Here is a 12729-nt window from a genome sequence, read left to right as displayed (position 1 = left end):
TCACCTATATCTTAATAACACCCGCAATGGAACTCGCATATACACGAGCAGCTTGGTGATTTGTATATTTACTACGAGTCAGAGCATAACTTCGTTCTTCAACTGGAACGGGTTGATGTGTCATGGCAGTTTGTAAGCTTTCAAGCCAGAATTCAATCGGAGCGGTTAATTTTTGACGATAAACCAATCCCATCCCTAAGTCCGCGTCAGTTGGCACATTTTCTGATAAAACAACCGGTATCCCTCCTGCTTGACTCTCAATGGCCACGGTACCCAGTCCTTCATTAAAGGAAGGGAGAATCGTCGCATCAAGCATCGGGAAGATTTGATCCATTTGCTCATATCGACCTGCTAAAATTACGATTTTTTCGAGCTGATATTCTTCAATCATTGTCTTTAACTCTGACTCCATTGGACCTTGACCAAAGAAAATAAAGCGATATGGCAGATGCTTTTCTTTAGCAAGTTGTGCAATTTGCAATGTCAGTTTGTGATTTTTTATTTTAGCTAATCTACCAATTTGACCGATCACATACTGATCTGATTCAATGTCAAAATAACCACGCCATTGTTCTCGCAATGTTTGATATTGTTCTTTTGAGTAAAGAAATTTCGACTCATCAATACTATTTGGAATAATAATACCTTGTGATTTAGACACTTGATAGCCAAAAATCGACTCAATCGCTTGATAACTACAACCGACATAGAGGTCACTTAACGACCGATTCAGTTGTTGTGTCATAAAGTATCCAATCCGTTTCACCGGATGTTCAGGCATTGTCGCGATATAATGCGCATGAATCACAAATTTACTCTGAGGACTAAAACGTCGGACCATACTCCAATAGATTCCCGCTCGATAACCTGTAATATGGCAATGAACAACCTGATAGTCATAAAGCTTTAATACCCGACTTATCGAATGTTTGAACGCTGACCAACCCGATTTCTTTGGGTTTTTCAACTGATAGACATCGCCACCCGTTTGACGAATTGCTTTGACAAAATGTTCTGGACAGTCACTGTAAGTAACCACATCAAAGACAATATGGTACTTTGACATTTCAGTCGCTAAATTATGAATAAACGTCGAGATGCCTCCACCATAAGAGCTCATAATATGTAGTATTCTGACTTGGTTCACTCGCTTCATCTTCAAATTCCCCTTACACAAAACAATACCCACTATTAGCCAATAGTGAGTATTGTCTCTGACTAATTCTCGTTATAAATATCACGGGTATACACCTTTGCCAACACATCTTGCAAATCTTGATGATATCGGTTCGTAATAATTATATCCGATTGTTGTTTAAATTGCTCTAAGTCTGCCACACATTGGTAATCTAAATAATAATCCCCTTTAATTGTAGGTTCATAAATAATCACTTGAACCCCTGCTTGCTTCAGTTGCTTCATCACACTTTGAACAGCTGATTCTCTAAAGTTATCTGACCCTTGCTTCATCGTCAGCCGATAGACTCCCACCGTTGTAGGGTTCAGTTCAAGAATAGACTGCGTTATAAATTGCTTCCGTGTATCATTCGATTGAACAATCGCTCGAACTAATTCATTCGGTACATCTTTAAAGTTCGCTAAAAGTTGTTTCGTATCTTTTGGAAGACAATACCCTCCGTAACCGAAAGATGGATTATTATAATGTTGGCCGATACGCGGATCAAGTCCTACACCTTCGATAATCGATTGGGTGTCCAACCCTCTAACTTGCGCATAAGTATCCAGTTCATTAAAGAACGCCACGCGCATCGCCAAATATGTATTAGCAAATAATTTTACAGCTTCGGCTTCGGTCGCCGGCATCTGCAAGACCTCTATTGGAGATTTCTCCGCACCTTCGACTAACATTTTGGCAAATTGATTCGCTGCCTCTCCTTCATCACTCACAATAATCCGTGAAGGGTAGAGATTATCATAAAGTGCTTTACCTTCTCGTAGAAATTCTGGTGAAAATATAATGGTTTCAGCTGGATATTGTCGATGCTTCGATTGCGTGTAACCTACAGGCACGGTGGACTTGATGACAATTGGGATATTTCTACCTAATTGAACTACCTCATCGATCACCGCGTCCACAGAAGATGTATCGAAGAAATTATTCGTTTCATCATAATTGGTTGGTGTCGCAATCACGACCATTTCAGCATCTTTATACGCTGCTTGACGATCAGTCGTTGCTTTGAAATCTAGCTGGTCCTGCTGAATAAAGGATTCAATTTCTTTATCTTGCAGATGACTTTGCTTTTGATTAAGCATTTTGACAATGTCTGGATTGATATCTAACGCAGTGACTGAATGGTGTTGTGCTAATAATAACGCATTGGCTAATCCTACATACCCAACGCCTACCACTGTAACTTTCATTTTTATTCCCTTCTTAATGACTATTGCTGCATCTATTGTATGACTTCCTGTAATGATTCTTCCCATTCATACCGATTTTCTTCTGCATTATAGCGAATATTCACTCGATTACTTAGAAATTCGGTCTCCCAATGATAGTGTTGAATCGACCATAAGTATCGGTTATTAAATGGAATATCGGTAACAACCGCTTCTTTTAAACAGTTTAAAATTTCAACCCACTTCAAACGATTCGCTCTAGATTGGATTGTCGAAAATAATTCTTGGATGATGGTTTGCTGAATTTGATAGAGGTACTGATAATCCTGACCCGTTGAACGGCTCAACAACTGATCCATTTCTAATGGTGTTAATGTGATTGTCTGTTGAGCAGGAAATGTCCGCTCTCCAATTTGTATTTCATTTGGCAAAATAATATCAATCGGCCCTACCAAATCTAACAACGGACGCAACCGATTTAACCGCACGGTAATCTGATGTTGTATGGCTACTTGCGCATCAATCAACTGATCAATACCTCGTCCAACGCCCTGGCGTCCATAATCAAATAACCAACTTTGCGATGGTAGATGATATAAATCTAACGGCATCACAAGTTGATTGACCTGCGGTTCGGTGGCGTCTAGCGTGATAATATTCAACCAAGCAACATTCTCTTGCGTTACGCCTTGTTGAATTTGATTATTTAAAGCAATCAAGGCAATTGGTCCTTGTAACCTATCCGATTCCGCTTCTGAATGCGCTTGATAGATGGTCTCTCGATAAGTCCTGTCAACTTGGTGTTGATAATACAAGACATAAGATAAACATACAAAGATTAAAACAATGAAGATTAATAAGCCAATTGGCCAACGGTGACTTCGCTTGGGACGTTGCCCATAAGTTACCGTCACCTTCGGAATCGGATGAGATGATTTGGCCATCTTAATCCCCCTTATAGCCTTTCACATTTTGTGACTGCCAGCGCCAACTATCGCGGCACATATCTTCTAAGTTATATTGCGCTTGCCAATGGAGCTCTTTTGCTGCTAGAGCAGGATTGGCATAGACTTCAGCTAAATCTCCGGCCCGACGGTCAACATATTCTAAAGGAATCGATTGCCCCGTTACCGCTTCAAAGGTATGGACAAGCTCTAAGACCGAGTAGCCTTTACCCGTTCCTAAATTATAGATTTGATAGCCTGATTGGTCTAGAGTATATTGTAGTGCTTTAACATGGGCTTTTGCTAAATCGACCACATGAATATAGTCCCGAACGCCGGTTCCATCTTGCGTAGGATAATCATTGCCGTAAACTCGAAGTACCGGTAACTTCCCAATCGCAACTTGAGTCAGATAAGGCATAATATTTGCGGGAATACCGCTTGGTTCTTCACCAATCAATCCACTTTGATGCGCTCCGATTGGATTAAAGTAACGTAGCATCACAGCGCTCCATGCTGGATTCGATTTGACTAAATCATGAATCATTTGCTCGACCACAATTTTACTGTAGCCATAGGGATTGGTTGCTTCTCCGATGGGCATCGATTCATCGAGAGGAGATTGATTATGGGCACCGTATACCGTTGCTGATGAACTATAAACGATACGCTTCACCTCATGCGCTTGCATAACTTCAAGTAGTGTCAGTGAACCTGCCACATTATTTTGGTAATAATCAATGGGTTTTTCAACGGACTCCCCGACCGATTTTAATCCTGCAAAATGAATAACCCCATCAATTGTATGTTCATTAAATATTTGATCTAATATTTTCGCATCACGAATATCTCCATGATAAAAAGGAACGTGCTGCCCCGTTATTTGATATAGCCGTTCTAATACTTCTGGGTCACTATTTGATAAGTTATCAATAATCACGACATCGTAATTATTTTCGATTAACTCAACAACCGTATGACTCCCGATATATCCTGTTCCACCTGTTACTAATATCGTCACCTTATGATCTTCCTTATCCATGTAATTATCCTATGTATTATACCATATTTAGCTATTGATGAATATGCTGACTTCTACTAATTCATGTCGAAAAAGCGTCGCGACTGTTAGCTTTTAATTTTTTTTGCTATAATAACGATGAATGTATAGAGAGGAGTGAAGCATCATGGTACGTGCTTTAATAGTTTATTCAAGTTTAACAGGGAATACAGAAGCTTGTTGTGATATTGTTGCTGAAGAATTAGAAAATCAAGGAGTAGAAGTGACGACTTTCCATGCATACGATGCAATGCCTGAAGATTATTTATCTTTTGATATTTGTGTGTTAGGAAGTTATGCCTACGGAGACCACGGCGTTGTTCCCGATGAGTTTGAAGAGTTTTACGAAGAAATGGCTCAATTGAACCTCAGCGGCAAAATCTATGGTGTCTTTGGTTCAGGCGATACTTTCTATCCTACTTTCTGCGGGCAAGTGGATGATTTCCAAGCGAGATTCGATCAAACTCAAGCCTCCCGTGGCGCTGAAGGTGTCAAAGTCAATCTTTATCCTGAAGAGGAAGATGCAGAGCGTCTCGTTCAATTTGCCCGTCAACTGGTCGAAACGTATCAGTCAACAGCATCATAGTCAGGAGGTAGCAAGATGTCTGAGCCGAACTTACTGCAATCTCAAACAGAAGAAATTAAACAACACATCGAAAAAATGGATCGCCGTATGGATAAAAGTGGCTGGCTTGTCATCACCTTATCTTTTATTGTCTTATTTATTTGCATCTATTTAGTGATGTACTTTTTCGGGATTGCAAACCACGATTCGCAAGAAACTTTCCCTGAACTTCAGAGTCAGGTGGAACAGCTTGAATTGCGCGTTGAAGCGTTAGAGGGGCAAATCGATAAATTAACGAACCTTATTGGAGAATAGGTCTTGCTATGCGTATTTTACATATTAATTCATATTATTCGACCTCTCCCCTATTCCATAATTTATATCAACGCCAACTTGAACTCGGTAATGAAGTCGATGTCTATGTCCCGATTGCAAAAGAATACCCTGAAGAACGCATCGCCGTTCGTGGAGATTATGCAACGGTCCGGCGCAATCACCCGAAGCTTTCACGTTGGGTATTCCCTTGGAAACATCAGCTAATCTTACGTGATTTAAATCAGACTTTTTCAAATATTCAGTCCTTTGATTTAATTCATGCCCATTCGCTATTTTCAAATGGATGGCTCGCCTATCAACTGCATCGTCGCGAACAAGTGCCTTATATAGTGGCTGTCCGCAATGCGGATTTGCGAACCTTTTTCCAACGGATGCCGTGGATGCGATCGACCGGAATTAAGATAATGCAACATGCCGCTCGAATTATTTTTATCTCAAAGAACACACAAAAAGAAGTTTTCGAGCGTTACATTCCGGACCATTTGAAGCAACAACTTTGGGACAAGTCGCTCGTCATTGCAAATGGAATTGACACCTTTTGGCATGAAAATCAGCCCGAAGAACCTCACTCGAGTTGGCATGATCCCATTAAGCTGGTGGTCACAAGTAAAATTCTCCGTACTAAACGACTTTGTGAGTTAGCTGAATTAGTTGAGACATATTCTCAGACAGTCAGACCGGCTCAACTCTTTGTCATCGGGCCACCATGGGATAATAAGGAATTAGAAAGACTTCAACGTTACTCATGCGTGACCTATTTAGGTCCTAAAAACCAAACTGAAATGGCTGAAATCTATCGATCGATGGATATTTATGCCATGTTAAGTTATCCAGAAACCTTTGGTTTGGTGTATGCTGAAGCGATGAGTCAAGGCCTCCCGGTAATCTATACGCAAGGTGAAGGATTCGATAATTTCTTCCCAAATTATTCGATTGGCGTTTCAGTACAACCTAAAAATCAAGCTGCTTTTAACCAAGCAGTTGATTATATTTGCCATCCGGACCATTATTCAACACTATCCAAACGTGCTCAAGAAGCAATATCGGTGTTTAATTGGGATGATATTACCCAACAATACCAAGCGCTATATCAACAAGTGAAGCAAGAGGTGAATTAGTTTATGAAAAAAGTTAAAAAAGCTGTTATTCCAGCTGCAGGGCTGGGAACGCGTTTCCTTCCCGCTACAAAAGCCATGCCGAAAGAAATGCTTCCGATTGTCGATAAGCCAGCGATTCAGTATATTGTCGAAGAAGCAGCAGCATCGGGCATTGAAGAAATCTTGATTATTACTGGAAAAAGTAAACGGACCATCGAAGACCACTTCGACACCAATATGGAGTTAGAGCACTACTTAATGGAGCATGGTCAAGAGGAACTCCTCCCCATTGTTCAAGATCATTTAAAAGTCAGCTTACTCTTTGTCCGCCAACCTTATCCGAAAGGCTTAGGACATGCGGTACTACTTGCAAAAGCCTTTGCTGGAGATGAACCCTTTGTTGTCCTACTCGGCGATGATATTATGGAAAGCGATGTACCATTAACTCGTCAACTTATCGATATTTATCAAGATACACAAAGTTCGAGTATTGCAGTAATGGAGGTGCCTCACGAAGATACCCAGAAATTTGGCATTATTGACCCCGAACAAGAATTTCTTCCAGGGTTGTACAATGTCCGTCAATTTGTGGAAAAACCTACTCCAGAAGACGCACCGAGCAACTTAGCGATCATCGGACGTTATTTATTAACTCCTGAAATTTTTCCGATTTTAGAAACGTTGCCTGCCGGAGCTGGCGGTGAGATTCAACTTACCGATGCGATTGATATTTTGAATCAAACCCAACGCGTCTTTGCGCATCAATATCGTGGCAAACGTTACGATATTGGAAGTAAGTTTGGTTTCTTAGAAATGAGTGTTGAGAAAGGTCTGGCACATCCAGAAATTTCTCATGAACTTAAAGAATATATTCAACAAACCGTTGAAAAAATAAACGCATAACTAAACAGGCTGTGGTTAAGAATTGTCTTACCACAGCTGTTTTTGTATGTTTTTTACTTGACAAGTTAGTCAGCTTGTTCCGTCATAATGATTGGTCCGTCAGCAGTAATCGCAATCGAATGCTCGTACTGTGCACAATAACCTCCATCACGGGTTCGAGCCGTCCATCCATTCGAATCCATCTTCATCTTCCATGTTCCAGTAGTAATCATCGGCTCAATCGTAATCGTCATACCTTCTTTTAGTCTAAGCCCTTTTCCAGCCAGTCCATAGTGCGGAACTTGCGGTTCTTCATGAATCGTTGGCCCGATGCCATGCCCGATAAAGTCACGGACTACACCGAATCCTTTCGATTCTGCGTACTCTTGAATCGCATGCCCAATATCACCAATACGATTGCCTACTACAGCTTGTTCAATACCGCGATAGAGGCACTCTTTGGTCACTTCCATCAATTCTTGATGTTCAGGAGACACTTCTCCAACTGCATAGCACCAGCAACTATCAGATATGGCTCCATTTAAGTCGACACAGAAATCGACCTTCACAACATCCCCTTCTTTCAGACGATAATTTGATGGAAAACCATGACATATCTCATCATTGACACTAATACAAGTTGCATATTCATAGCCTTGATAGCCGATTTGAGCAGCAACCGCCCCATGGGATTCAATTTGCTGTTGAACAAATTTATCGATGTCTCTTGTTCTTACACCCGGCTTTATACGTTCACGCAGTTGTTCATGAATCGACGCTAAAATACGCCCTGATTCTGTCATTTGTTCAATTTCACGATTTGATTTTAAAGTTAACATAGTTACACCTACCTTATTTTCTCAATTACCATGATACCCTCTTTTAGTTGGATAGACAAATTGAAAGTGAAATAGAAACGTTGAATTATTTTTTATGTGGAATTTTTAAAAAATTATTTTTTTGTGTATCTATTAGTAAGGAGGTAAAATTATGAAAGAACTTAAAACACTTTTGGTAAGATATTTCCGGGGTGACGAGACGAATCGGCTTGATAATTTTGTGATGGGTTATGAAGGCGAGCAAGATTTTCTGCAGATTGTTAAACAGTTTATCCCGAATCAGGGACTTTTTATAAAAGACTTTATTTTTGAAACGCCCGGTTTTGTTCAAGTGGATGGGGTCTTAATCATGCCTGACCAGATTCATTTGTATGAAGTGAAAAATTATGATGCAGATTGTTCGCTCATTGATGGGAAAATTTATTATAATAATCGCCATATAAATTATAATCCCCTGCAACAAATCGACCGGGCATGTGATTCTTTTAAAAACATTTTGATTCAAGAAAATATAAGAATTTCAGTTATTCCTCACTTAGTGCTGATCCATCCTTATGGAACATTTAAATCGGACAACTCTTCAGAACTTTCCATCTTATTGCGGCATGAACTACGCAGACATTTTCAAGGTCTGCAGGATCACTGTAATCAGCCCAACTATGACCCTCATTCGATTTACCAGGTTTTAAGAAAATATCAAATTGACGATTGGCACAATCATTTTAAGATTAATCCGTTCAATGTCGAAGATTTAAGGTGTGGCATTTATTGTCATCAATGTGGTAGTTTTCAGATGACCAAGCTATACAAAAGTTTTCAGTGTCAAGAGTGTTCAGCCAAGATTACGAAGCAAGAAGCACTGAAGTATATTATTGCAGAATGTTGCTCATTATATGATCGAGAGACTATCAGCCCAATAGAAGTTTATAATCTGTGCGACAAACAGCTCGATAAATACTGGATATCAAAACAGATGTCAGAGCTTTTAATAAGAGTTGATCACGGACATTACGCCAAAGTATCAGAAAGCGAATACCTCGAAGATATGTTGCGTCTGTACCATAGACTGAAGAACAAATAGATGGGATGTGGCGGGCTAGATGACGGAATGCGACAAGCAATCGATCATTCTCGTAATCTTGAACTAGGATATGCAGAACTGTACACACATTCTACTAATCATGAGTGGAAATTTGGAGAACAGCACCTGTATTCTACTAAATTTGTCTGAAGTTTTGTAGAACAACACTACTATTCTACTAAACTTGTTCAAAGTTTTGGAGAACAGCACTCCCATTCTACTAAACTTGTTCGAAGTTATAGAGAACACCACTCTCATTCTAGTATTCTTAAACAGAAGTCACGACAACCAAACATACATTCCCAGCTTTAGACTCATAAAACATAAGAAAACCCTTCAAGGACTTCGAGAATCCTTGAAGGGTTTGGTTTTGAACAATTTAAGATAAATTATGCACGTCTATTTGAGGATTTGAAAATCCATGACACGATCAATACGAGAATAATCGCACCTAAAATTGCAGGTATAATCGCAATTCCAGCTAATTGTGGGCCGAAATCTTTAAATAAATATCCACCTACAGATGAACCAATTAAACCTGCGACAATGTTCCCAATTACGCCACCAGGAATATCACGGTCAAGAATCATACCTGCGATCCAGCCGATAAGTCCTCCGACGATTAGATACCAAATTGTACTTAACATATAAATACACTCCTTTATAAAATAAAGTTATCTTACAAGTATTATTATATCAATAACTTATACTTTTTGCAAAAGATATGCATCGGACATAATTTTAAATTGTAGAATCATCAAACACGATATTGGCAGACTTTCGTAATAACTCCATTGTTTGTGCCACTTGGAGACTCAATTGCTTCCAACCTTCGTATTGAAGTTGATGGTGCAAATCGTCCGGATTTCGAATGATTTCTGAAAAATTTAACACTTCATCATACATGACATTCTCCGGCTGATATTTAATCACATTCGCAACTTGCCCCTCTTTATTTACCAAGTCAACTTGCGATATACGCGAAATATCATGGATCACCACGGTCTCATCGTCGATATATATTTCGCTTGACAACGTCGAATGGGCTGCTTTCGACACAAAAATATTCACTTGGAAATCAGTATAGGTTAGCAAAATATGGCCGAATAAATCGACACCATTAGGCCCTTTTTGTGCGTTGTAGCGCAATGAGTCTGGCGACCCAAAGAGATCCATTGCAACATAGATTGGATAGACTCCAAGATCCATCAAGCTACCCCCAGCATACTCCAAGGTAAAGACATTCGGGAGCTCACGTTGCTGTTCTAAGGCATGATTATAGGCAAAATATCGACTTGAATATTGACCGATATTAAAGTTTGCTCCCAAGAACGGTTGTTCGGCATCCATCAATTTCTTTTGTACCCATTGCTTCATCCGTTGATAATTACGGTTATGAATATGCAAAGCGGCTTCGAAAATTTTCACTCCGAGGCGTTCTGCTTCTGCATGGGCTTGGTGCCATTCTTTGGTTGAAGCAAACATCGGTTTTTCGATAATTACATGCTTGCCTGCTTTAATCGCACGCATCGCATGTTCATAATGCAGCGAGTTTGGACTAGCAACATAGATTAAATCAATCTCTGGATCAAAGAGTAAATTATTCAGCTCGTCCGAGTAGTATGTTGCTTTATAAACTGTTGCAATGTCTTTAGCGCGATAAGCGTTGCGTGAATAGACAGCACGAAGTTCATATTGGTTGGTCAGTTGACATGCTTCAATAAAGCGTTCCGTAATCCAAGACGTTCCGATTGTTCCAACTCTTATCATGGTTGGCCTCTATTCAAGTTCAGACTCAGGAATTTGCTCTAAGTAGTCACGGATCGCATGGCTGACAGATTCTAAGCTACCTTCTTGGAAAGGTACTTTCAAGTTAGCTAACTCAACAACTTGGGTAAAGGACTTCGTTCCCCCTACTTTACAAATGGCTAAGTAGTCTTCCCAGAACGTATCATCTTGAATAATTTGACCACGTTGCCAGAATTGTAATGCACAAACTTGCGCTAAAGTATAGTCAATATAGTAGAATGGTGAGTTGTAAATATGGTGTTGACGCATCCAGAACGCACCGCCTTCTAGAACTTCGTTACCATCGTAGTCTTTCCATGGATTATATAGTTTTTCAAGTTCACGCCATTTTAGACGACGCTCTTCCGGTGTCATCTCAGGATGCTCGTAAACTTCGTGTTGGAAGTGGTCCACTAGTACACCATATGGTAGGAAAATAGCCGTTCCCGCTAAATGAGCATATTTTTGTTTCGTTGTTTGTTCTTTAAAGAACAACTCTAACCATGGCCATGCCATAAATTCCATACTCATTGAATGAATCTCACAAGTTTCAAATGTTGGCCATACTACTTCAGGTGTTTCAATCCAACGAGATTCAAACACTTGGAAACCATGTCCTGCTTCATGTGTAAGGACGTCCACATCATTCGATGTGCCATTGAAGTTAGCAAATAAGAATGGGGCTTTGTAATTTGGAATATAGGTACAGTACGCGCCACCTTGTTTACCAGGTTTTGTTTCTAAGTCCATCACATCATGCTCGAGCATGAAATCAAAATATTCTTTCGTTTCAGGTGACATTTCGCTATACATACGTTTCGCATTCGCGATAATTTCTTCCGAATCCCCTTTTGGTGTTGGGTTTCCTGATAAGAAACTTAAGCCTAAGTCGTAGTTTTTCATTGAGTCAATACCGAGACGTTTGCTTTGACGTTCGTAAATATATTCGACTAGTGGAACAACATGTTTTAAGACTTCTTTGCGGTATACTTCTACATCTTCACGGGTATAGTCTAAACGATTCATTCGCGCATAACCCATCTCAACATAGTCTTTAAAGCCTAATTGAACTGCCATTTTGTGACGTAATTTCACTAATTCATCATAGATTCGGTCGAGCTGTTCTAAGTTCTCTTGGAAGAAATTCCACGATAATTGGTTCACTTCTTGACGAACTGCACGGTCTGGTGATTCAAAGAATTTACTTAATCCCGTTAAGTTATAAGTTTCCCCTTGGAATTCAATCTCTGCTGAAGCTAAAAGCTTAGAATATTCAGAAGATAATTTATTCTCTTGTTGAAGTAATGGGATAATTTCCGGACTGAAAACTTTCAAATCATTTTCCATCATTTTAAAGAACGTTTCAGGAAGTTCTTTTTTGAAGTCTTCAAGGTAAGGTGAATCTAGGATTGCCTTATAATATTCAGTATTATATTCACTAATATAAGGTAAATTTTCATCCCAAAATTCATTTTCTTTCTCATAAAATTCATCGCGCGTATCAATCGAATGACGAATTGAAACTAGCGTGTACTGTGTATCAATATCACGTTGGAGTGATTGAATTTGCTTAATCACATCCAATCCTGCTGATGCACTATCCGCTTCACGAAGCGATTGGATTAAGCTTCCATATTGCTCTTTAAGTTGTTCTAAGTTCGGACGTTGATATTCAAAATCTTTAAATTTCATCTCATAACCTCCAGTTTTATTGTTTAATTTATTATAACACATCCATGAAAGAGGATACATGAGAGATTGTTCTCGTAATCA

13 protein-coding genes are annotated in these 12729 nt (G+C 39.5%); 5 read left to right on the top strand and 8 right to left on the bottom strand.

Annotated elements, in window-relative coordinates; genetic code table 11:
- Positions 1-4: 4 nt before the first annotated feature.
- The 4 genes from CYJ57_RS04430 to galE form a co-directional block, all read right to left on the bottom strand.
- Entirely contained in the window at positions 5-1156 is a 1152-nt protein-coding gene (locus tag CYJ57_RS04430; protein ID WP_101954234.1) for a glycosyltransferase, read from the bottom strand.
- A gap of 62 nt (positions 1157-1218) precedes the next feature.
- Complete coding sequence (locus tag CYJ57_RS04425; protein ID WP_101954233.1) at positions 1219-2385, bottom strand: nucleotide sugar dehydrogenase; 1167 nt, start codon at positions 2383-2385, stop codon at positions 1219-1221.
- Between the two features lie 32 nt (positions 2386-2417).
- On the bottom strand, positions 2418-3308 hold the full coding sequence (locus tag CYJ57_RS04420; RefSeq protein ID WP_101954232.1) for a hypothetical protein: 891 nt from the start codon (positions 3306-3308) through the stop codon (positions 2418-2420).
- 1 nt (position 3309) lies between these two features.
- Positions 3310-4329 (bottom strand): UDP-glucose 4-epimerase GalE, encoded by a 1020-nt coding sequence (gene galE, locus CYJ57_RS04415; protein ID WP_101954259.1) that lies wholly within the window; start codon positions 4327-4329, stop codon positions 3310-3312.
- A 166-nt stretch (positions 4330-4495) separates the two neighbouring features.
- On the opposite strand from galE, the gene CYJ57_RS04410 reads away from it, so the two are divergent.
- Genes CYJ57_RS04410 through galU form a run of 4 tightly spaced genes read left to right on the top strand, consistent with a single transcriptional unit; the run spans position 4496 to position 7269 of the window.
- Entirely contained in the window at positions 4496-4954 is a 459-nt protein-coding gene (locus CYJ57_RS04410) for a flavodoxin (protein WP_101954231.1), read from the top strand.
- Positions 4955-4969: 15 nt separating this feature from the next.
- Positions 4970-5248 (top strand): hypothetical protein, encoded by a 279-nt coding sequence (locus CYJ57_RS04405; RefSeq protein WP_101954230.1) that lies wholly within the window; start codon positions 4970-4972, stop codon positions 5246-5248.
- 8 nt (positions 5249-5256) lie between these two features.
- On the top strand, positions 5257-6387 hold the full coding sequence (locus tag CYJ57_RS04400) for a glycosyltransferase family 4 protein (protein ID WP_101954229.1): 1131 nt from the start codon (positions 5257-5259) through the stop codon (positions 6385-6387).
- Positions 6388-6390: 3 nt separating this feature from the next.
- Complete coding sequence (gene galU / locus CYJ57_RS04395; protein ID WP_006700996.1) at positions 6391-7269, top strand: UTP--glucose-1-phosphate uridylyltransferase GalU; 879 nt, start codon at positions 6391-6393, stop codon at positions 7267-7269.
- Between the two features lie 65 nt (positions 7270-7334).
- Here the strand turns inward: galU and map are convergent, their stop codons facing one another.
- Positions 7335-8087, bottom strand: a complete 753-nt coding sequence (gene map, locus CYJ57_RS04390) for a type I methionyl aminopeptidase (RefSeq protein ID WP_006700995.1) — start codon at positions 8085-8087, stop codon at positions 7335-7337.
- Between the two features lie 151 nt (positions 8088-8238).
- Here map and CYJ57_RS04385 point away from each other — a divergent pair, with 151 nt between their 5' ends.
- Positions 8239-9168, top strand: a complete 930-nt coding sequence (locus CYJ57_RS04385) for a nuclease-related domain-containing protein (protein WP_101954228.1) — start codon at positions 8239-8241, stop codon at positions 9166-9168.
- 389 nt (positions 9169-9557) lie between these two features.
- On the opposite strand, the gene CYJ57_RS04380 is transcribed toward CYJ57_RS04385, so the two are convergent.
- The 3 genes from CYJ57_RS04380 to CYJ57_RS04370 form a co-directional block, all read right to left on the bottom strand.
- Positions 9558-9815 carry a GlsB/YeaQ/YmgE family stress response membrane protein gene (locus CYJ57_RS04380; protein WP_101954227.1) on the bottom strand — a complete coding sequence of 86 codons (258 nt, stop codon included), beginning with the start codon at positions 9813-9815 and terminating at the stop codon, positions 9558-9560.
- A gap of 94 nt (positions 9816-9909) precedes the next feature.
- Positions 9910-10938, bottom strand: a complete 1029-nt coding sequence (locus tag CYJ57_RS04375) for a Gfo/Idh/MocA family protein (RefSeq protein WP_101954226.1) — start codon at positions 10936-10938, stop codon at positions 9910-9912.
- A 9-nt stretch (positions 10939-10947) separates the two neighbouring features.
- On the bottom strand, positions 10948-12648 hold the full coding sequence (locus tag CYJ57_RS04370) for a M3 family oligoendopeptidase (RefSeq protein WP_006700991.1): 1701 nt from the start codon (positions 12646-12648) through the stop codon (positions 10948-10950).
- Between the last annotated feature and the right edge of the window lie 81 nt (positions 12649-12729).

It is taken from the genome of Falseniella ignava (genome assembly GCF_002847645.1).
GTDB classification, from domain to species: domain Bacteria; phylum Bacillota; class Bacilli; order Lactobacillales; family Aerococcaceae; genus Falseniella; species Falseniella ignava.
The sequence above is the reverse complement of the archived record's forward strand: the minus strand, read 5'-3'. Positions and strand labels throughout refer to the sequence as shown.